Below are 21,097 nucleotides of genomic sequence, written 5' to 3'. Positions count from 1 at the left end.
CGAAAGGAAACTTTCCTTACAGTTGCCGCCCCCGCGACCCCGGGAAGCCGGGCGGCGAAGGAGAGGCAGGTGGCGACCCCGTGGCAGGAAACACCGGCACTCCGGGCACCCCGCGCGTCCTGCGCGCCATGAACGACCGCGCGGCGCTCGACCTCCTGCTGGAGCACGGTCCGCTGTCCCGCGCCCGGATCGGCCGGCTCACCGGCCTGTCCAAGCCGACCGCCTCCCATCTGCTGGCCCGCCTGGAGGCGGCGGGACTGGTCCTCGCCGGCGGCACCACCGAGGGCCGCCCGGGCCCGGGCGCCCGGCTGTACGGGATCAACCCGGCCGCCGCGTACGCCGCCGGACTCGACGTCACCCCCGAGCGCATCGTCGCCGCCGTCGCCGACGTCACCGGCCGCACGGTCGGCCGCTGCGAACGGCCCGCGCCCGGCCGGCGCGCCGGCACCCCCGTGGTGCGGCAGGTCACCGACGCCCTGGACGGCGCGGTGAAGGCGGCGGGACTGGTCCGCGACGACGTCCGGCGCCTCGTCATCGGCACGCCGGGCGCCTTCGACCCGCACACCGGCCGGCTGCGCTACGCCTCCCACCTCCCCGGCTGGCACGCCCCCGCCCTCCTCGACGAACTCGCCGCCGCGCTGCCCGTGCCGGTCGAGTACGAGAACGACGTCAACCTCGCCGCGGTCGCCGAGCAGCGCCTCGGCGCGGCCCGCGGGCACGCGGACTTCGTGCTGCTGTGGAACGAGGCGGGCCTGGGCGCCGCCCTGGTCCTCGGCGGCCGGCTGCACCGCGGCTGGACCGGCGGCGCCGGCGAGGTCGGCTTCCTGCCCGTGCCGGGCACCCCCCTGGTCCGCCGGGTCACCCGGGCCAACAGCGGCGGCTACCAGGAACTGGCCGGTTCCCGGGCCGTGCTGCGGCTGGCCCGCGAACTCGGCGTCGAGGACATCCCGCGGGGCCCGTGCGCCGAGGCCGCCGCGGCCCTGGTCGCCCGCGCCGCCGCCCGCGAGGACGAGCCGCACCGGCGGCTGCTGCGGACGTACGCCACCCGGCTCGCGACCGGTCTGGCCTCCCTCGTCTGCGTCCTCGACCCCGAGCTCGTCGTCCTCGGCGGCGCCTGCCTCACCGCGGGCGGCGAGGTGCTGCGCGCCCTCGTCCAGGCCGAACTGGAGGAGCTGGCCGCCTCCCGCCCGCGCCTGGTGATGGGCGGCGTCCGTGAACACCCCGTGCTGCGCGGCGCGTTGGAGAGCGCCCTGGCCGCCACCCGCGACGAGGTCTTCGACACCTCGCGCTGATCACCGGACGCGGCCCGGCCGCCCCGTCCCCGCCCGGCCCCGCACACCCGTACCGCGCACACCCGTACCGCGCACACCCGTACCGCGCACACCCGTACCGCGTACATCCGTACCGTCCCCGGGAGACCTCGCCATGCCCGAGAGCCAAGGACGCGCACCGCACCGGCCGGAACCTCGCCCCGGCCGCCACCGTGCCGGTGACAACCCCCGTGACCCCCGTGTTCCCCGGCGCCCGGAAGGCGTTGTCCGAGGGTGGCACGCTCACCGGACCGAAGGGTCGGACGCATGAAACTCACCGTGGTCGGCGGAGGTTCGACCTACACCCCCGAACTGGCCGACGGCTTCGCCCGGCTGAGGGACACCCTCCCCGTCGGCGAACTGGTCCTCGTCGACCCGGCGGCGGACCGCCTCCGCCTGGTCGGCGGCCTGGCCCGCCGCATCTTCGCCCGGCAGGGCCACCCCGGCCGGATCGTGCTGACCGACGACCTCGACGCGGCGGTCGACGGCGCCGACGCCGTCCTCCTCCAGCTCCGCGTCGGCGGCCAGGCGGCCCGCGAGCGGGACGAGACCTGGCCCCTGGAGTGCGGCTGCGTGGGCCAGGAGACGACCGGCGCGGGCGGCCTGGCCAAGGCGCTGCGCACGGTCCCGGTCGTCCTGGACATCGCCGAACGCGTCCGCCGCCGCAGCCCCGACGCGTGGATCATCGACTTCACCAACCCGGTCGGCATCGTGACCCGGGCCCTGCTCCGGGCCGGTCACAAGGCGGTCGGCCTGTGCAACGTGGCGATCGGCCTCCAGCGCAGGTTCGCCGCGCTGCTCGGCGTGGCACCGGCCGCCGTGCACCTCGACCACGTGGGCCTCAACCACCTCACCTGGGAGACCGGCGTCCGCCTCGGCGGCCCCGAGGGCGAGGACGTCCTGGCGGACCTGCTGGCCCGGCACGGCGACGCCCTCGCCGCCGACCTGCGCCTCCCCCGCCCCCTCCTGGACCGCCTGGGCGTGGTCCCCTCCTACTACCTGCGCTACTACTACGCCCACGACGAGGTCGTGGCGGACCTGCGGACGAAGCCCTCCCGGGCGGCCGAGGTGGCCCGCATGGAACGGGAGCTGCTGGCCCTGTACGCGGACCCGTCCCTGGACGAGAAGCCCGCCCTGCTGGCGCGGCGCGGCGGCGCCTACTACTCGGAGGCCGCGGTGGACCTGGCGGCGGCCCTGCTCGGCGGCGCCGGGACGCCGAACCAGGTGGTGAACACGTACAACCGGGGCACGCTGCCCTTCCTCCCCGACGACGCGGTGATCGAGGTGCAGGCGGCGGTGGGCCCGCAGGGCGCGGTCCCCCTCGCCGTGGCCCCGCCGGACCCGCTCCTCGCGGGCCTGACGGCGCACGTGACGGCGTACGAGGACCTGGCCCTGCGGGCCGCCCTGCACGGCGGCCGCGACCGCGTCTTCGCGGCGCTGCTCGCCCATCCCCTCGTCGGCCAGTACGCGTACGCCGACGCCCTCGCCGACCGGCTGATCGCGCACAACCGGGAGTACCTGGCGTGGGCGTGACGGGCACCGTCCTCGCCGTCGACGCGGGGAACAGCAAGACCGACGTCGCGGTCGTCACGCGGGACGGGGACGTCCTGGCCACGGCCCGCGGCGGCGGTTTCCGCCCGCCGGCCGTGGGTGTGGCGGCCGCCGTCGGCACGCTCGCCGGGGCGGTGGGCCGGGCCCTCGCCGCCGCCGGGGTCCGCCCGGTCGACCACGTCTCGGCCTGCCTGGCCAACGCGGACTTCCCCGTCGAGGAGGAGCACCTGGCCGCCGCGCTGCGGGACCGGGCGTGGGGCGCGACGGTCACCGTCCGCAACGACACCTTCGCCCTGCTGCGGGCCGGCGTCACCGAGCCGCGCGGGGTCGCCGTCGTCTGCGGCGCCGGCATCAACTGCGTCGGCATGCGCCCCGACGGCCGCACCGCCCGTTTCCCGGCCATCGGCCGCGTCTCCGGTGACTGGGGCGGCGGCTGGGGCCTGGCGGAGGAGGCGCTGTGGCACGCCTCCCGCGCGGAGGACGGCCGCGGCGAACCCACCCGGCTGGCCCGCACCCTCCCCGCCCACTTCGGCCTGCCGTCCGTGCTCGCCCTCGTCGAGGCCCTGCACCTCGGCCGGATCCCCGGGACCCGCCGGCACGAACTGACCCCCGTCCTCTTCGCCACCGCCGCCGGCGGCGACCCCGTCGCCCGCGCGCTCGTCGACCGCCAGGCCGGCGAGGTGGTGGCCATGGCGACGGTCGCGCTGACCCGGCTGGACCTGCTGGAGGAGGAGACACCGGTCCTGCTCGGCGGCGGCGTCCTCGCCGCCGGGCACCCGCAACTGACGGACGGCGTCCGCGCCTTGCTGGCCGCACGGGCCCCCAGGGCGGTCCCCCGGGTGGTCACCGCCCCTCCGGTCCTCGGCGCGGCCCTGCTGGGCCTGGACCGCCTGGGGGCGGACGCGCGGGCGCGGGAGCGGGTGCGGGCGCACTTCGCCCCGTGACCCCGGGCCCCGTACCAGCCTTTGGGAACCGAACGGATTCCCGCCGCGTATTCATGAGCGGGAGTGGTGCCGGGCGTCGATCGGATCAAGATCAAGCCAAGGCCGGTGCGGATGTCGGTCACGGCAGCGATACTTGCGGCGACGGATGGCCACGGGGGAGGTCAGCAGTGACGCAGACGCCGACGAGCAGCACCGCACCACCGGGTTCCGCCCTGCCGGCCGTACCGGCGCAGCCGTCGCCGCCGCCGGCCCCGCTCCCCGCCGCACCGCAGGGCGCCCGCCGCACCGCCTTCGCCGAGGGTCTCGACCGCCTGCGCGCGGCGGCCACCACGGAGCCGGGCCGCCTGCGCATCATCGGCGCCGTCCTCGCCCTGCTGGTCCTCGCCTTCGGCGCGGTCACCGCGTGGGAGACCACCGACCGCGCGGCCGCCGCCGACGCCGTGCTGACCAGCAGTCAGCCGCTGAGCTCCGACGCGGCCGACATCTACCGCTCCCTGGCCGACGCCAACACCGCGGCGTCCAGCGGCTTCCTCGCCGGCGGCCAGGAGACCGCGGCGACCCGGGACCGCTACGAGTCGGACATCCGCACGGCCGCGGCGAAACTCGTCAACGCCGCCGCCAACTCCGAGCCCGACTCCCCCTCGGCGGCGACCATCACCAAGCTCAACCGCCTGCTGCCGGAGTACAAGGGCCTGGTCGAGCGCGCCCGCACCTACAACCGCCAGGGCTTCCCCGTCGGCGGCGCCTACCTGCGGTACGCGAACGAGAAGATGCAGCAGGAGATGCTCCCGGCGGCGGAGGACCTGTACAAGAAGGAGAAGCAGCGCCTGCGCGCGGACTACGCGGACGCCACGCCCTACCCGTGGGCGGCCATCGCCCTCGGCGTCGCCGCGCTCGCCGCGCTCGCCTGGGCCCAGCACCGCACCTACCGCCGCACCAACCGGGTCCTGAACCACGGCCTGGTCGCCGCCACGGCCGCCGCCGCGGTCGTCCTGCTCTGGCTCGTCGCCGGCCACAGCCTCGCCCGCGCGGGCCTGCACGACTCCTACGACCACGGCATCCGCTCGCTGAACGTCCTGCACGACGCCCGCATCGCCTCCCTGAAGGCCCGCGGCAACGAGAACCTCACGCTGGTGGCCCGCGGCGCCGAGACCAAGGAGGTCGGCGGCGAGGTCCGCGACGCCTACGACCACGACTTCGAGCAGAACATCGACAGGCTCGGCGCCGGCCTGGCCGAGGCCGCGCGGCTCGCCGACGACGGCGACGGCCGGAAGCCGGTGGACACGGCCGCCGGGAACATGACGGAGTGGAAGAAGCGGCACGCGTCGGCCCGCGCCCAGGACGAGAACGGCAACTACCAGGCCGCGCTGGACAAGGTGATCGGCGCGCGGGGCGCCACCGGCGAGTGCTTCGACGGCGTCGACGGCAGCCTGGCCGAGGCGATCGGCCACGAGCAGCGGGAGTTCAGGCTGGCCGCCGGGGACGGGCGGGACGCGATGACCGGCCTGCCGGCCGGCGCCGCCGTCCTCGCCGTGCTCGGCGCGGCCGGCGCGCTGCTGGGCATCGGGCGCCGGCTGTCGGAGTACCGGTGAGAGGGGAGCACGGACCGGTGGGAGGGGGCACGCGCATGGACGCACGGCGGATGCGGGCCGGCCTGAAGGGCTGGGGCGGGGTGGGGGCGATGGCGGCCGTCTGCGCGCTGGTCCTGGCCTGGGCGCTGCTGCTGCCGGCCGGAGGCCACACCGCGCGGGACGACGGCGCCGGCGGCCCCGGCGCGGCCCGGGTCCAGCAGGCCAGGGCGCCGGAGGACTGCCCGGACCCGGAGAAGCAGACCCTGTCCCCGTCCGCCGCGGACGGCCCCACCATCGAGGCGATCAAGAACCGCGCCGGCGGGAAGCGCAAACTGGTCGTCGGCATCGACCAGAACAGCTACCGCTGGGGCTACCGCGACCCCAACGGCGGCTCCTCCGGCGAGCTGGAGGGCTTCGACATCGACCTGGTCCACCGGATCGCCGAGGACATACTCGGCGACCCGGACGCGGTGCAGTTCAAGGCGATCCCCACCGACCAGCGCATCACGGCGATCCAGCAGGGCCGGGTCGACATGGTCGTGCGCACGATGACGATCAGCTGCCAGCGGATCGAGAAAGTCGCCTTCTCCGCGCCCTACTTCAGGACCGGCCAGCAGGTGCTGGCGCCCAAGTCCTCGTCCGTCACCGGCTACGACGGCTCGCTCGCGGACAAGGAGATCTGCACGGCGGAGGGGTCGACCGCGCTCAGCACCCTGCAGGAGGGGCAGCGGCAGAACAAGCTGCCCGCCTCCGCCGACCTGTCCACCGTCGTCCCCAACCAGCTCGACTGCCTCGTGCGGCTCCAGCTCGGCGAGGTCGACGCCGTGGTCACCGACGGCGCCCTCGCCGCCAGCCAGGCCGCGCAGGACCCGACGGTCGAGCTCAAGGGCGTGCCCTTCACGACCGAGTATTACGGCGTGGCGATGAAGAAGGACGCGGACGACCTGGTGCGCCGGGTCAACCGGATCCTGGTGGACTACCGCGAGGACGGCGACGGCTGGCAGGCGTCGTACGAGAGGTGGCTGTCGGCGACACTGGGCGAGGACGCGTCGACGTCGGAGCCGCCGGCGCCGAAGTACCTGCGCGAGAGCTGACCGGACGCCGGCGCGCGACCGGGCAGGCGGCAGGCACCCGGACCGCCGGGCCTCCCGGAACCACCGATTCCCATCCACGAAGACCGGACCACAACACGCAGCGAGAGGTGATCGATGGGCGTCACGGGATCCACCGGGCCGGTGATGGACCGGGACGAGGTGGACCGTGCGCTGGCGCGGCTCGGCGCGGAGCACGAGGCGATCGAGACCTCGCTGCTCGCCCTCCAGGACCACGCGGGCCGCAGACTGCTGGAGGGCGCCGAGCTGACCGGCGTCACCCGGGAACGCTGGACGGCCACGGAGGCGTCGATCACGCTGCTGTGGACGTACTTCGACGCGTACACGGGCGCGCTGCGCACCGCCCGCGGCATCCGGGCCCGCCGCCGCTGGTCCAGCCGCGAGGACCTGGCGGAGCTGACGGAGCTGCTGCGCGGCGAGTCCGTCACCGTCGCCGGGCCGGCGGCCGCCACGGCCCACGCGCCCACCCTGCACGCCACGGCGAACAAGCTCAGCGAGCGCTTCTCGCTCGGCACCCTGGTCGACCGGATGAACGACCTGTACGCGCGCTCCCTCGACATGGTCGTCGCCGCCGACGCGGTCTGGTCGGCGCTGCCCGCCCGCATCGATCTCCTGGCCGCCGAGCTCCAGCGCACCCGGCAGCTCGCGCACTCGGTGGGCGTGCGCCCCGGTGAGCACCCGGCCGGCGACGACCTGGAGCGCATCACCCGCACGCTGACGAGGTTGCGCGAGCAGGTGGTGTCCGACCCGCTGGCGTTCTGGGTGCCCGCCGAGGGCAGTTCGGCCCCGGGCGGCGGCCGGCCCGACACGACGGTGTACGACCGGGAGGCGCGCGCCCTGGAGGACGTCCGCCGGGAGATCGACGCGGTGCTGACGGTGCGTCAGGACGCCGAGAAGCGGATCGTGCGGCTGCGGGACGTGCTGTCGCGCGCGGACCGCACGCTCGCCGAGGCGCGCACCGCGCGCGGCGAGGTCCTCGCCAAGATCGCCGCGACGGAGGTGCCGGTGGTCAGCGGACCGCCGACCGCGCTGCAGGAGCAGCTGGCGGCGGCCGCCGAGTACCGCAGGCAGGCCCAGTGGCACCGCCTGTCCCCGCTCCTGGAGTCCCTGGAGCAGAAGGCGGAGGACGAACTGCTGCGCGCCCGCGAGTCGCTGACCGCGGTCACCGCGCCCCTGGCGGTCCGCGCCGAGCTGCGGGGCCGCCTCGACGCGTACAAGGCGAAGGTCGCCCGGCACGGGTTCGCGGAGGACCCGCTGCTGGTGGAGCGGTACGAGAAGGCGCGCCGCATGCTGTGGAGCGCGCCCTGCGACCTGCGCGCCGCCGAGCAGGCCGTGCTGCGCTACCAGCAGGCGGCCGCCGAACTGCTGGGCTCCGCGCCGCGGGTGCCCGGCCAGGGCGGGCCCGGGGACCGCGGGGAGTGAGGCGCGTGAGCGACGAGGGGGAGGCAGCGTCATGAGTCAGGCACAGAACCCGCCACCGGGCCGGGAGCCGGGCCCTGCCCCGGGTGGGCCGCGGCAGGCCTGCCAGCGGCCGGGCTGCGACGGCGCGTACGAGGACGTGGGCGGCGGCGAGCTGTACTGCGACACCTGCGGGCTCGCCCCGGTCGTCTCGGGGTCCGGCGCGGTCGGCTCGGCGCCGACCGGTGTCACCGCCGGCGGCAGGGGCTCGCGCGGCTCGGCGGGCAGCGGCAGCTCCCGCTCCAGCGCCCGCAGCGCCCGGACCTCCTCGCAGTCGTCGAAGTCGCGGCGCTCGGTGTCGGGGCGGCTGTCGCGCTCCCTGTCCGGGCGGTCCACCGGCCGTTCCGTCTCGGTGCGCAGCTCGGGTTCCGTCGCCGGGTCCTCCGTCCGGGGCCGCCTGGGCGCCGGGCTGGTGCAGGTCCCGCCGATCCCGCGGCCCGATCCGCGCGCGATGGTGCTGGACGACCCGGAGGTGCCGGAGCGCAAGCGGTTCTGCTCGCGCTCGGACTGCGGGGCGCCGGTGGGCCGGGCCCGGGCCGGGCGCCCCGGGCGCACGGAGGGCTTCTGCACCAAGTGCGGCCACCCGTACTCGTTCGTCCCGAAGCTGCGGGCCGGCGACATAGTGCACGGCCAGTACGAGGTGGTCGGCTGCCTGGCGCACGGCGGTCTGGGGTGGATCTACCTCGCCGTCGACCGGGCGGTCTCCGACCGCTGGGTGGTGCTCAAGGGCCTGCTGGACACCGGCGACCAGGACGCGATGGCCGCCGCGATCTCCGAGCGGCGGTTCCTCGCGGAGATCGAGCACGCCAACATCGTGCGGATCTACAACTTCGTCGAGCACCTGGACCAGCGCACCGGCTCCCTCGACGGCTACATCGTCATGGAGTACGTCGGCGGCAAGTCGCTCAAGGAGATCGCCAACGCCCGCCGCACCCCGGAGGGCAGACGCGACCCGCTGCCGGTGGAGCAGGCCTGCGCGTACGGCATCGAGGCGCTGGAGGCGCTCGGCCACCTGCACACCCGCAACCTGCTGTACTGCGACTTCAAGGTCGACAACGCCATCCAGACCGAGGACCAGCTCAAGCTGATCGACATGGGCGCGGTGCGCCGCATGGACGACGACGAGTCGGCCATCTACGGCACGATCGGCTACCAGGCGCCGGAGGTCGCCGAGGTCGGCCCGTCGGTGGCGTCCGACCTGTACACGGTCGCCCGCACCCTCGCCGTCCTCACCTTCGACTTCCAGGGCTACACGACCGTCTACGCCGACTCCCTGCCCGACCCGGACCACATCGAGGTGTTCCGGCAGTACGAGTCGTTCTACCGCCTGCTGGTCCGCGCCACCGACCCCGACCCGGGCCGCCGGTTCGCCTCCGCGCAGGAGATGGGCGAGCAGCTGACGGGCGTGCTGCGCGAGGTGGTCTCGCTGCAGACGGGCCGCTCCCGGCCCGCCCTGTCGACCCTGTTCGGCCCGGAACTGCGGCTCACCGACACGGAGTTGTTCCCGCGGCTGGACGGCGAGGTGTCGCGGCTGGGGGCACGGGCCGTGCCGGACGGCGGGAAGGGCGCCACCGCGCCCGCCGCACCGGGAGCCGCCGGAGCGCCGGGCGGCGCCCTCCCCGCCGGTGCGCCGGGCCTCGTCAAGCCCGTTCCCACGCCCGCCGCCGCCCTCGCCCTGCCGGTGCCCCTGGTCGACCCGTCCGACCCCAACGCGGGGTTTCTGGCGGGTCTGATGACCTCCGCTCCGGCCGAGCTGACCGGCGCCCTCGCGGCGGCGCCCGCCCCCTCGATCGAGACGCGGCTGCGGCAGGTCCGGGCCTGGCTGGAGACCGGCGACCGGTCCGCCGCGCTGCGGCTGCTGGCGGCGCTGGAGGAAGGGCGGCCCGACGACTGGCGGGTGGTCTGGTACCGGGGCGTGGCCGCGCTGGTGACCGGCGACCACGAGGGCGCGGCCCTCGCCTTCGACGCCGTCTACGACGCCTTCCCCGGCGAGATCGCGCCCAAGCTGGCGCTCGGCCTGTGCGCGGAGGTGCTGGGGCAGCTCGACAACGCCGCCGAGTACTACCGCCTGGTGTGGGCGACCGACCCGAGCTACGTCAGCGCCGCGTTCGGCCTGGCCCGCGTCCAGCTCGTCACCGGCGACCGGCGGGGCGCGGTGCGGACCCTGGAGTCGGTGCCGGAGTCGTCCATCCACTACACGGCCGCGCGCGTGGCCGCCGTCCGGGCGCGGCTGCGGCAGCGCACCGCGGCGGCCGGTGACGTACCGTTCCTGGACGACCTGACCGCCGCCGCCGGACAGGTCGAGGCCCTGGAGGCGTACGGTCTGGACCCGGCGCGCCGCGAGGAGTTGGCGGCCGAGGTCCTCGGCTGCGCGCTGGACTGGGTACTCTCCGGGGGCCGGGGTTCCGTCCCTCCCCCGGGCTCCCCCCTCCGTCCGGGCGGCGGGGACCCCCGTGCCGCAGGGGGACGGACGCTGCTCGGCAGCGGCCTGGACGAGCGGGGCCTGCGTTTCGGGCTGGAGCGTTCGTACCGGACGCTGGCCCGGCTCGCGCGCAGCGGCGAGGAGAGGATCGACCTGGTGGAACGAGCCAACCGTTACCGCCCCCGGACGTGGGTGTAGTTGATGTCGCAGATGCCCCGGCTGTCCGCCTGCCCGAGCTGCGAGGAACCCCTCGAATCGGGTGACCGTTTCTGCGGCGCGTGCGGATACGACCTGTCCGCCGTGCCCGCACGGCCCGAGGACAACCCGACGATCGCCATGAACGGCACGGCGCCGCCCCCGGCTCCGCCGGGCCCCGGGTACACCGGACCTCCGACGGCCCCACCGCCGGCCGGCCCGTGGTGCGGGCCCGCCGGGCCGGAGGGCCCGGCAGCACCGGCAGCACCGGCAGGACCGGAAGGCTGGGCCGGACTTGCAGGGCCGGGTGGCTTCACCGGGTCCGAAGGCTCAGCCGGGTCGGAAGGCTTCGCCGCGCCGGGTGGCTCCGCGGGGCCAGCAGGGTCGGCCGGACCGGCAGGACCGGAGAGCTGGGCCAGGCCGGAAGGCTTCGCGGCGCCGGGTGGCCTTGCCGGGCCAGGTGGCTCCACCGGACCGGCAGGGCCGGAGAGCTGGGCCGGGCCGGAAGGCTTCGCCGAGCCGGGTGGCTCCGCCGGACCGGCAGGGTCGACCGGGCCGGCAGGGCCGGAAAGCTGGGCCAGGCCGGAAGGCTTCGCGGCGCCGGGTGGCCTTGCCGGGCCAGGTGGCTCCACCGGACCGGCAGGGACGGAAAGCTGGGCCGGGCCGGAAGGCTTCGCCGCGCCGGGTGGCTCCGCCGGACCGGCGGGGTCGACCGGGCCGGCAGGGCCGGAAAGCTGGGCCGGGCCGGAAGGCCGTACCGGGCAGGAAGGCTCCGCCGGGCCGGAGAGCCCTTCCCGGCCGGGAGGCTCGGCCGGCCCGGAGGGCTTCGCCGGGCCGGAGGGCCCCGCCGTCCCCGAGGCACCCGCCGGGCCCGCCCCAGCGGCGCCGCATGCCGCGGGCGGGGAGCCGGGCGGTTCCCCCCTGCCACCGCAGGCCCCGCCTCCCCCCGCCCCCGCGCAGGCGGAACCCTGGGGTCCGTCCCGGGCCCACCAGCCCGGTGCCGCACCCCAGCAGCCGCACGCGCCCGGCACGGCACCCCCGCAGCCGCAGGCGACCGGCACGCCCCACTCCTCCGCGCACGGCTCCCCCGTGCCGCCGCCCCCGGCCCCGCCCGCCGCCCCGCCTGCGGGCGTCACCGTGCCGCAGCCCGCGGCCGCCCCGGCCCCGGCCGTCTCCGAGGTGCGTTTCGACCGGCCGCCGCAGCCGGACGCGCACGGGCCCCACCCGCACGGGCCGGACGCACACGGGCCCGGCACGCTCCCCACCCCTGCCGTCCCGCCGCAGCCGGGCGGCTCTCCGCAGCCCGACGAGTACCCGCTGCAGGCCCCGGACCCGCGGGTGGCCACCGACCTGGCGGCGCAGACCGCGGCCGGCGGCAAGGTGTGCGTGGCCTGCCGCGCGGGCCACGTGGACCCCGACGGCTACTGCGAGAACTGCGGCCACGCCCAGCCGCGCGAACGCGACCACATGGAGCAGGAGTCCGGTCCGGTCGCCGCCGTGAGCGACCGCGGCCTGCGCCACCACCGCAACGAGGACGCGTTCGCCATCGGCTGCACCGCCCTGCCCGACGGCTCGCCCGCCTCCGTGGCCGTCGTCTGCGACGGCGTCTCCTCGGCGACCCGCCCGGACGACGCCTCCCTCGCGGCGTCGAAGGCCGCGAGCGAGTCCCTGCTCGCCGCCCTGCCGCGCGGCACGCACCCGCAGCAGGCGATGCACGAGGCGATCGTCGCCGCCTCACGCGCCGTCAACTCCCTGGCGGACGAGCCCGCCACGGCCCGCGAGCACGCCCCCCACCAGAACGCCCCGGCCTGCACCCTGGTCGGCGCCGTGGTCACCGCCGGCCTGCTGGTCGTCGGCTGGGTCGGCGACAGCCGCGCCTACTGGGTGCCGATGGACCGCGCCTCGCCTCCGGCCCGGCTCACCGAGGACGACTCGTGGGCCGCCCAGATGGTCGCCGCGGGCCTGATGAGCGAGGCCGAGGCGTACGCCGACGAGCGCGCCCACGCGATCACCGGCTGGCTCGGCGCGGACGCCTACGAACTGGAGCCGCACACCGCCTCGTTCAAGCCGGACCGCCCGGGCGTGGTCGTGGTGTGCACGGACGGCCTGTGGAACTACGCCGAGGCGGCCGACGAGATGGCCCGGGCCGTGCCCCTCGACGCCGCCGCGCGCCCGCTGCACGGTGCGCGCGTCCTCGTCGGCCACGCCCTGGACGGCGGGGGCCACGACAACGTAACAGTGGCCCTCGTGCCGTTCCCCGCACCGGCGCAGGGGGCAGGATCGGCCTGAGGCCGCGTACGGGGACGCCTCGGCGGACCGGAGGGGACCGGTCCGCTCATCGTCGTCGCCCCGCTCCGGCGGGGGGCTACCAAGGGGGATCGAAGCAGGCATGGCCAATTTCTCGAAGTCGAACGTGCCGCAGTTCTCGGTGGACGTGTACCAGAACGAGTACCTGCCGGAGGGCGGCCGCGAGGTCAACGCCATCGTCACGGTGACCGCGACCGGCGGCGGCACCATCGGCAGCGCGGTCACGGCGCCCCACCTGTACGGGCCCGGCCGGGGCCCGTCCGCCGCCGTGGCCGTGATGGTGGACTGCTCCGGCTCGATGGACTACCCGCCGACCAAGATGCGCAACGCCCGGGACGCGACCGCCGCCGCGATCGACACCCTGCGCGACGGCGTGCACTTCGCGGTGATCGGCGGCACGCACGTGGCCACGGAGGTCTACCCGGGCGGCGGGCGCCTCGCGGTCGCCGACGCCACCACCCGCGAGCAGGCCAAGCAGGCGCTGCGCCGGCTCAGCGCCGGCGGCGGCACGGCCATCGGCACCTGGCTCCGGCTCGCCGACCGCCTGCTGTCCTCCGCGGACGTCGTCATCCGGCACGGCATCCTGCTCACCGACGGCCGCAACGAGCACGAGTCGCCGCAGGACCTCAAGGCGACGCTCGACGCGTGCGCCGGCCGCTTCACCTGCGACGCCCGCGGCGTGGGCACCGACTGGGAAGTGAAAGAAGTCACAGGGATCGCCTCGGCCCTGCTCGGCACCGCCGACATCGTCGCCGACCCGGCCGGGCTCGCCGCCGACTTCACGCGGATGATGGAGACGGCGATGGGCAAGGAGGTCGCGGACGTCTCCCTGCGGCTGTGGACCCCGGTCGGCACCACCGTGAAGTTCGTCAAGCAGGTCGCGCCGACGGTCGAGGAGCTGACCGGCCGCCGCACGGAGGCGGGCCCGCGCGCCGGGGACTACCCGCTCGGGTCCTGGGGAGACGAGTCCCGTGACTACCACGTCTGTGTGGAGGTGCCGCCCGCCGGCCTCGGGCAGGAGATGCTCGCCGCCCGGGTCTCGCTGGTCGTCCCGCAGCCCGGGGGCGGCGTCCAGAGCCTCGGCGCGCAGGGCCTGGTCCGGGCCGTGTGGACCGACGACATGGCCGCCTCCACCTCGATCAACCCCCAGGTCGCCCACTACACCGGGCAGGCCGAACTGGCACAGGTCATCCAGCAAGGGCTCGATCTACGCAAAGCGGGAGATTACGACGGAGCAACGGCCAAACTGGGCCGCGCCGTTCAGCTCGCCGGCGCCTCCGGGAACGCGGATACTGCGAAACTCCTTGCGAAGGTGGTGGACGTGGTCGATGCCGCGACCGGTACTGTGCGACTGAAGGCGAAGGTCGAGGAGGCCGACGAGATGACTCTCGAGACACGGTCCACCAAGACTGTTCGTGTAAAGAAGTGACCTGGGCCGACACCGTCGGACCCGGACAGATCCTGGACAAGCGACGAGCCTGACCCCTCGGGGTTGGAGAAATCCGGTCGAAGCGACCGGAAAGGAGAGGGGGAAGCGCCGACATGCCGACCTGCCCGAACGGACACCAGTCGGGTTCCGACGACTGGTGCGAGGTCTGCGGTCACCGCATGGCCGGTGCCGTGCCTCCGCCTCCCCCGCCGCCGCCCCCGCCCGGCGGCTACGGCTTCCCGCCGCCCGGCGGCCCCGGTGGCCCGGGCGGACCCGGTGGCCCCGGTGGTCCGGGCGGACCCGACGGCCGGCCGCACCTGTCCGCCGTGCCGGACGCCCAGCCCGAGCTGTGCCCGCAGTGCCGCACGCCCCGCGAGGGCGGTGCGCCGTTCTGCGAGGAGTGCCGGTGGAACTTCCTGACGAACACGGCGACCTCGTACACCCCCGCCGCGCCGCGCCCTCCGGCGCCCGGTCCGGGCGTGCGCTTCCAGCAGCCCCCGGGCCCGCCCCCGTCGTACGGCGGCGGTGACCCGTACGAGTACCGGGGCTCCCGCCCCTCGCAGGTGAACCGCCCGGCCGAGCCGATCCCGCCGGGCCCGCCCTTCGGCGGCGACCCCTCCGGTCCGCCCGCCCCTCCCGGTCCGTCCGGAGCGCCCGGTTTCGGAGCCGACCCGTCGCGGCCGGTCCCGCCGCCGCCCGGTCCCGGTGGACACGGGGGCCCGGGTGGACCGGGCGGCCCGCACGGCGGTCCCGGTGGCGGCCCGCACGGCGGTCCGCAGGCGTTCCAGCAGTCCGGCCCGCCGGCCCCGCCCGGATTCCCGCAGGAGACTCAGCGGCCGCGGCAGGGCGGCGCGCCCTTCGGCGGCGGTGACGACGACTGGGTGATCTCCCCGCCGTCCACCGGCCCGGGCGGACCCGACGGCCCCGGCCGGAGCCAGGGCTACGGCTTCCCGCCGCCCGCCGCCACCCAGGCCCCGCCCGCCCCGGGCGGCTTCCCCCAGCAGCCGCAGCAGCACCAGCAGTCGCATCAGCAGCAGCCGCACCAACAGCAGCAGCACCAGCCGCCGCAGCAGCGTCAGCAGCCGGCGACCTGGACGGCGACCATCGGCCCGGACCGCGACTACTTCATGGCGATGATGCAGCGCTCCGGTCCGGAGGCCGCCGGCCTGAACCTGCCCGCGTACTCGCCCGAGCAGCAGCGCACGCTGACCGGCAACCAGGTCACCATCGGCCGGCGCCGCCACTCCACCGGCGACACCCCGGACATCGACCTGTCGGTGCCGCCGGAGGACCCGGGCGTCTCCCACCAGCACGCGGTCCTGGTCCAGCAGCCGGACGGCAGCTGGGCGGTCGTCGACCAGAACTCGACGAACGGGACGACGGTCAACGGCTCCGAGGAGCCGATCACCCCGTTCGTCCCGGTGCCGCTGCAGGACGGGGACCGGGTGCACGTGGGCGCCTGGACGACGATCACCATCCGCCGGAGCGCCTGACCCACGGCGCACGGCGACGCACGGCGATCAGCGGAGGGGCCAGGCGTACGGCCCCTCCGGGTCGTCCAGCCACGCCCACTCGTGCTCGCCGCGCACCGTGATGCCGTAGCGGTCCCGCTCCGGCATGCCCTCGCCCTCCCACAGCGCGTACGCCTCCTGCGGGTCCAGGCTGCCGCGGGTCAGCGCCAGCAGGAACCGGAACAGGTCGCTCTCCCTGGCCCGGTGCGGCACCCCGCCCAGGGCCGGTACGTCCCCCTCGGCGCGGTCCGCGCCGCGCAGCGGCACGAAGTAGGCGGGCGTGTCCAGGAACCGGCCCTCGGCGTGCCCGGCGTCGCGCACCGTGAGGACGACCAGGCCGGTGGCCAGCGGCGTGAGGATCCGGCCGCCCGGACGGCACTGGGCGAGCCAGGCGCGCGGGACCGACGACAGGGCGCAGGTCGCGATGATCCGGTCGAAGGGCGCGCGTTCGGGCACGCCGCGCGCGCCGTCGCCGGTGACGACGACCGGGTGGTACCCGGCGGCGGCCAGGTGCCGGCGCGCCGACTCCGTGATCTCCGGGTCCAGGTCGACGGTGGTGACGAGGTCGTCGTCGCCGAGCCGGTGGGCGAGCAGGGCGGCGTTGTAGCCGGTGCCCGCGCCGATCTCCAGGACGTGGTGCCCGTCCTCCACCCCGAGTTCCGCCAGCATCGTCGCCATCAGGGACGGCTGGCTGCTGGAGGAGAGCAGCGCGCCGTCGCGCAGCCGCGTCGCCAGCGGGGTGTCCTCGTACGCGCCCCGCAGCCACCGCTCGCGCGCCCCGGGGTCCGGGCTGTCGCCCCACCGGCGTTCGTAGCCGCCGACGGCACCGACGTAGTAGTACGGCACGAAGAGGTGGCGCGGCACCGCGGCGAACACCTCCCGCCACACGGGGTCGGCGTCCCAGGCGCCGCTCGCGTCGATCCGCCGCACCAGCTCCGCGCGCGCCGCGGCGGCGAGGCCGGCGAGGTCCGTGCCGTCGCTGTCGGTCGCGTGCCCGCCCATGTCTCCACGGTACGAGCGGTCGGCCCCGGGCGGGCCCGGTCCGGCCGGTCCTAAGCCTTGAGTCCTGCGTCCCCGAGTCTGAGACCATGGAGGGCGTACTGCGTTTCCGGGGACACCCCCGGCCCCCGGGCAGCGGCCCCGGGGCGGACCGGCAGGAGATTGGTGAGGCAGACCCAGGTGACGGAGATTCGGCGCGGCACCCTGCAGGAGCAGACCTTCTACGAGCAGGTCGGCGGTGAGGAGACCTTCCGCCGGCTCGTCCGCCGCTTCTACGAGGGGGTGGCCGAGGACCCGCTCCTGCGGCCGATGTACCCCGAGGAGGACCTCGGCCCGGCCGAGGAGCGCCTGGTCCTGTTCCTCATCCAGTACTGGGGCGGCCCGACGACGTACAGCGACAACCGCGGCCACCCCCGGCTGCGGATGCGCCACGCCCCCTTCACCGTCGACCGGGCGGCGCACGACGCCTGGCTGAAGCACATGCGGGTCGCCGTGGACGAGCTCGGGCTGTCCGAGGAGCACGAGCAGACGCTGTGGAAGTACCTGACGTACGCGGCGGCCTCGATGGTGAACACCCCGGACTGACGGGTGCCGGCCCGCGGTCGCCGCGCCGGCCGCGGGTCCGGGGAGCGCGTCAGCGCACGCTGAGGCCGAGCGTCCCCGCCCCGGCCCGGCGCACGGCGACCGATCCGTACGGCGTGCGCAGCCGGAGCCAGGCGCCGCAGGAGACCAGGGCGGGCTGCTGCCCGTCGGCGGGGCGCAGGAAGCCCAGCGACTGGGCGGCGTGCACGGCCCGCACGGGAAGCCCGGTGTCCCCGACCGTGCGGGACCAGATCTCGCGGCCGATCCGGTCGAGTTCGGCCCGGGTGCGCCGCTCGGACGGCAGCTCCCCCGTCCGCGCGCGGAACTCGGCGACCGCGGCGGCCACCAGCGCCCGCAGCGCGTCCGGTGCGGGCAGTCCCGGCTCGGGCGTCCAGCCGCCGCGCGGCGGCAGCACGCCCGCCCACGGCGGGCCGGTCACCGCGGCCGGGACCACGGCCGTGGCGGCCTGCTCGTCCACCGACTCCAGCAGCTCGCCGGCGGAGACCGTCACGTCGAGGGTGACGTCGAGCCCGTTCTCGTACGGCTTGGCCAGCCGCACCGCGCGCACCGCCAGCACCTCGAAGGACGGCGGCCGCCCGAAGACGGCGAGCGCGGTGCCCGCCGCCTGGAGGCGCACGGCCGCTCCGCGGTCGTAGTGGAGCAGCCGGGAGAGGAAGGCCGCGAGATCCGCCGCCTCCCCCTCGTCGGCGAGGTGGAGCACCGTCATGCGGCGACGGCCTCCGCCTCTTCGTCGTCCCTGTACTCCTCGAGGAACGCGCGCTCCTCCGCCGTGATCCGGCGCGGACGCTGCGTCTCGAAGTCGAACGGCACGATCACCGTCGAGGCGGTGACGTAGACCTGGTCGCCGTCCTTCACCTCGTAGGAGATGGTGAACGACGCCGCCCTGATCTGCGTGACCCACAGCTCGATGTCCACCGGCGCGTGCCGGTGGACGAGCTGCCGCCTGTAGTCGATCTCGTGGCGCGCCACCACAGACCCCTGCTTGAAGTCCTTCTCCGGGCGGAAGAGGAAGTCGATCCGGGCTTCCTCCAGGTAGCGCAGGAACACCACGTTGTTGACGTGGCCGTACGCGTCCATGTCCGCCCAGCGCAGCGGGCAGCGGTAGATGTGCCGCAAGATCAGCCCCGGGTCAGCTTCTTGTAGGTGGCGCGGTGCGGACGCGCGGCGTCCGCCCCGAGCCGCTCGATCTTGTTCTTCTCGTACGACTCGAAGTTGCCCTCGAACCAGAACCACTTGGAGTCGCCCTCGTAGGCGAGGATGTGCGTGGCGACGCGGTCGAGGAACCAGCGGTCGTGGGAGACGACCACGGCGCAGCCGGGGAACTCCAGCAGCGCGTTCTCCAGGCTGGAGAGGGTCTCGACGTCGAGGTCGTTGGTCGGCTCGTCGAGGAGCAGCAGGTTGCCGCCCTGCTTGAGGGTCAGCGCCAGGTTCAGCCGGTTGCGCTCACCGCCGGAGAGCACGCCCGCGGGCTTCTGCTGGTCCGGGCCCTTGAAGCCGAACGCGGACACGTACGCCCGCGACGGCATCTCGACCTGGCCGACGTTGATGTAGTCGAGCCCGTCGGAGACGACCTCCCAGAGGGTCTTCTTCGGGTCGATGTTCTCGCGGCTCTGGTCGACGTACGAGATCTTGACGGTCTCGCCGACCTTGATGTCGCCGGAGTCCGGCTCCTCCAGGCCCTGGATCATCTTGAACAGGGTGGTCTTGCCGGCGCCGTTCGGGCCGATGACGCCGACGATGCCGTTGCGCGGCAGGGTGAAGGAGAGGTCGTCGATCAGGACCTTCTCGCCGAACGCCTTGTTGAGCTTCTCGACCTCGACGACCACGTTGCCCAGACGCGGGCCCGGCGGGATCTGGATCTCCTCGAAGTCCAGCTTCCGCATCTTCTCGGCCTCGGCGGCCATCTCCTCGTAGCGGGCCAGACGCGCCTTGGACTTGGCCTGCCGGCCCTTGGCGTTGGAGCGGACCCACTCCAGCTCTTCCTTCAGGCGCTTCTGGCGCTTGGCGTCCTTCTGCCCCTCGACCTTGAGACGGGCCTGCTTGGTCTCCAGGTAGGTGGAGTAGTTGCCCTGGTAGGGGTAGGCGCGCCCGCGGTCGAGCTCGAGGATCCACTCGGCGACGTTGTCGAGGAAGTACCGGTCGTGGGTGATGGCCACGACGGTGCCCTTGTACTTGGCCAGGTGCTGCTCCAGCCAGTTCACCGACTCGGCGTCGAGGTGGTTGGTGGGCTCGTCGAGCAGCAGCAGGTCGGGCTGCTCCAGCAGCAGCTTGCACAGCGCGACGCGGCGGCGCTCACCACCGGAGAGCTTGGTGACGGCCCAGTCGCCGGGCGGGCAGCCCAGGGCGTCCATGGCCTGCTCCAGCTGGGCGTCCAGGTCCCAGGCCTCGGCGTGGTCGAGCTCCTCCTGGAGCTTGCCCATCTCCTCCAGGAGCGCGTCCGAGTAGTCGGTGGCCATCAGCTCGGCGATCTCGTTGAACCGGTCGAGCTTGCCCTTGATCTCGGCGACACCCTCCTGGACGTTCTCCAGGACGGTCTTCTCCTCGTTCAGCGGGGGCTCCTGCAGCAGGATGCCGACGCTGTAGCCCGGCGACAGGAACGCGTCGCCGTTCGACGGCTGCTCCAGTCCGGCCATGATCTTCAGGACCGTCGACTTACCGGCACCGTTCGGGCCGACCACACCGATCTTCGCGCCGGGCAGGAAGTTGAGCGAGACGTCGTCAAGGATCACCTTGTCGCCGTGTGCCTTGCGCGTCTTGCGCATGGTGTAGATGTACTCAGCCAAGAGAAACCGTCCGGCAGCTTGAAATCTGGCAGTGGGCAGATACACCCCATCTTGCCGTACCGCCACCCCTGCGCGGAAACGCGTCCGACTCGGGGACCGTGACCTGGGGTTTCACCGCCGAGGGCGGCGGCTCGCCGGTCAGCGGCGGTCCATCACGCGCGCCATGTCACCCGTCTTCGGCGCCGACCTGCAGACCCACGGGTTCCGGTGCGCCTGCCGCAGCGCCCCCGCTGGCGCGGGGGCACGTCCACGGGCGCCGGGTCACCGGCAGCGGCCGGGATATCGTGCCGACGTGACGAGCGCAGCGCGGCGCCCCCTTCTCTTCCTCGACGTCGACGGGCCCCTCCTCCCGTTCGGGACGTCGTCCCGGCCTCCCCGCGGCCCCGGCCGGGACTCCGGCTCGTCCCCCGACGGGGGGAACCCGCTGCTCGGGCGGCTCGATCCCGGCCTCGGGCCACGTCTCGCGGCGCTGGGCTGCGACCTGGTGTGGGCCTCGACGTGGAGCGAGGAGGCGAACGCGTCCGTCGCCCCCCGCCTCGGACTGCCGAGGCTGCCGGTGGTGGCGTGGCCGGACGCCTGCGCCGACCGCGGGCCGCGCGGCCTGCACTGGAAGACGCCCCACCTCGTCGCGTGGGCCGGCGGTCGGCCGTTCATCTGGGTCGACGACGAGATCGGCGCCATGGACCGGCTCTGGGTCGCGGACCGGCATCCCGGGCCGGCGCTCCTGCACCGCGTCGATCCGGCGGAGGGCCTGGCGGACGCCGACTTCTCCGCGCTCGCCGGCTGGCTCCGCGCCCTCGCGTAGTGCCGGGTCACCGGCACGGGCCGTCCGGTCTCCTCCCGCCCCGGCGGCGAGGCGCTCCTGCCGCGAGGTGCTCCTGTCGTACGGGGGCGTGAACGGG

Annotated in this window: 16 protein-coding genes; 12 read left to right on the top strand and 4 right to left on the bottom strand. The window is 75.2% G+C overall.

Annotation, left to right across the window (positions count from 1 at the left end; all coding sequences use genetic code 11):
- The first annotated feature begins 80 nt into the window (after positions 1 to 80).
- The 10 genes from ACIF8T_RS01295 (at position 81) to ACIF8T_RS01250 (ending at position 15,792) form a co-directional block, all read left to right on the top strand.
- Entirely contained in the window at positions 81 to 1,292 is a 1,212-nt protein-coding gene (locus ACIF8T_RS01295) for an ROK family transcriptional regulator (protein ID WP_400029892.1), read from the top strand.
- A gap of 285 nt (positions 1,293 to 1,577) precedes the next feature.
- Positions 1,578 to 2,843, top strand: a complete 1,266-nt coding sequence (locus ACIF8T_RS01290; RefSeq protein WP_400029890.1) for a 6-phospho-beta-glucosidase — start codon at positions 1,578 to 1,580, stop codon at positions 2,841 to 2,843.
- Positions 2,834 to 3,805: an N-acetylglucosamine kinase gene (locus ACIF8T_RS01285; RefSeq protein ID WP_400029888.1), complete on the top strand. Its 972-nt coding sequence runs from the start codon at positions 2,834 to 2,836 to the stop codon at positions 3,803 to 3,805. Before ACIF8T_RS01290 ends, ACIF8T_RS01285 begins: the two co-directional genes overlap by 10 nt.
- A gap of 167 nt (positions 3,806 to 3,972) precedes the next feature.
- Positions 3,973 to 5,397: a hypothetical protein gene (locus ACIF8T_RS01280; RefSeq protein WP_400029886.1), complete on the top strand. Its 1,425-nt coding sequence runs from the start codon at positions 3,973 to 3,975 to the stop codon at positions 5,395 to 5,397.
- A gap of 35 nt (positions 5,398 to 5,432) precedes the next feature.
- Positions 5,433 to 6,470: a glutamate ABC transporter substrate-binding protein gene (locus ACIF8T_RS01275; protein ID WP_400029884.1), complete on the top strand. Its 1,038-nt coding sequence runs from the start codon at positions 5,433 to 5,435 to the stop codon at positions 6,468 to 6,470.
- 114 nt (positions 6,471 to 6,584) lie between these two features.
- A complete protein-coding gene (locus ACIF8T_RS01270; protein ID WP_400029882.1) occupies positions 6,585 to 7,910 on the top strand; it encodes a hypothetical protein in 1,326 nt (441 codons plus the stop codon).
- A gap of 31 nt (positions 7,911 to 7,941) precedes the next feature.
- The gene (locus ACIF8T_RS01265; RefSeq protein ID WP_400029880.1) at positions 7,942 to 10,566 is read left to right on the top strand and encodes a tetratricopeptide repeat protein; all 2,625 of its coding nucleotides are present in this window, start codon (positions 7,942 to 7,944) and stop codon (positions 10,564 to 10,566) included.
- A gap of 918 nt (positions 10,567 to 11,484) precedes the next feature.
- The gene (locus ACIF8T_RS01260) at positions 11,485 to 12,852 is read left to right on the top strand and encodes a PP2C family protein-serine/threonine phosphatase (protein ID WP_400031445.1); all 1,368 of its coding nucleotides are present in this window, start codon (positions 11,485 to 11,487) and stop codon (positions 12,850 to 12,852) included.
- Positions 12,853 to 12,952: 100 nt separating this feature from the next.
- Complete coding sequence (locus ACIF8T_RS01255; protein ID WP_400029878.1) at positions 12,953 to 14,299, top strand: VWA domain-containing protein; 1,347 nt, start codon at positions 12,953 to 12,955, stop codon at positions 14,297 to 14,299.
- Between the two features lie 113 nt (positions 14,300 to 14,412).
- Entirely contained in the window at positions 14,413 to 15,792 is a 1,380-nt protein-coding gene (locus ACIF8T_RS01250) for an FHA domain-containing protein (protein ID WP_400029876.1), read from the top strand.
- Between the two features lie 27 nt (positions 15,793 to 15,819).
- On the opposite strand, the gene ACIF8T_RS01245 is transcribed toward ACIF8T_RS01250, so the two are convergent.
- A complete protein-coding gene (locus tag ACIF8T_RS01245) occupies positions 15,820 to 16,812 on the bottom strand; it encodes a methyltransferase domain-containing protein (protein ID WP_400029874.1) in 993 nt (330 codons plus the stop codon).
- Positions 16,813 to 16,989: 177 nt separating this feature from the next.
- On the opposite strand from ACIF8T_RS01245, the gene ACIF8T_RS01240 reads away from it, so the two are divergent.
- Positions 16,990 to 17,394: a globin gene (locus ACIF8T_RS01240; RefSeq protein WP_400031443.1), complete on the top strand. Its 405-nt coding sequence runs from the start codon at positions 16,990 to 16,992 to the stop codon at positions 17,392 to 17,394.
- A gap of 49 nt (positions 17,395 to 17,443) precedes the next feature.
- Here ACIF8T_RS01240 and ACIF8T_RS01235 read toward each other — a convergent pair whose 3' ends face one another.
- Genes ACIF8T_RS01235 through ettA form a run of 3 tightly spaced genes read right to left on the bottom strand, consistent with a single transcriptional unit; the run spans position 17,444 to position 20,195 of the window.
- Positions 17,444 to 18,118 carry a hypothetical protein gene (locus ACIF8T_RS01235; protein WP_400029872.1) on the bottom strand — a complete coding sequence of 225 codons (675 nt, stop codon included), beginning with the start codon at positions 18,116 to 18,118 and terminating at the stop codon, positions 17,444 to 17,446.
- A complete protein-coding gene (locus ACIF8T_RS01230; protein WP_400029870.1) occupies positions 18,115 to 18,528 on the bottom strand; it encodes an acyl-CoA thioesterase in 414 nt (137 codons plus the stop codon). The genes ACIF8T_RS01235 and ACIF8T_RS01230 overlap by 4 nt, the downstream gene beginning before the upstream one ends.
- A gap of 2 nt (positions 18,529 to 18,530) precedes the next feature.
- Positions 18,531 to 20,195 (bottom strand): energy-dependent translational throttle protein EttA, encoded by a 1,665-nt coding sequence (gene ettA / locus ACIF8T_RS01225; RefSeq protein ID WP_400029868.1) that lies wholly within the window; start codon positions 20,193 to 20,195, stop codon positions 18,531 to 18,533.
- 292 nt (positions 20,196 to 20,487) lie between these two features.
- On the opposite strand from ettA, the gene ACIF8T_RS01220 reads away from it, so the two are divergent.
- Positions 20,488 to 21,000, top strand: coding sequence for an HAD domain-containing protein (locus tag ACIF8T_RS01220; RefSeq protein ID WP_400029866.1), 513 nt, complete (start codon positions 20,488 to 20,490; stop codon positions 20,998 to 21,000).
- The last annotated feature ends 97 nt before the right edge of the window (positions 21,001 to 21,097 follow it).

The sequence above is a fragment of the Streptomyces sp. NPDC085946 genome (assembly GCF_044540485.1).
In the GTDB taxonomy this organism is placed as follows: domain Bacteria; phylum Actinomycetota; class Actinomycetes; order Streptomycetales; family Streptomycetaceae; genus Streptomyces.
The sequence above is the reverse complement of the archived record's forward strand: the minus strand, read 5'-3'. Positions and strand labels throughout refer to the sequence as shown.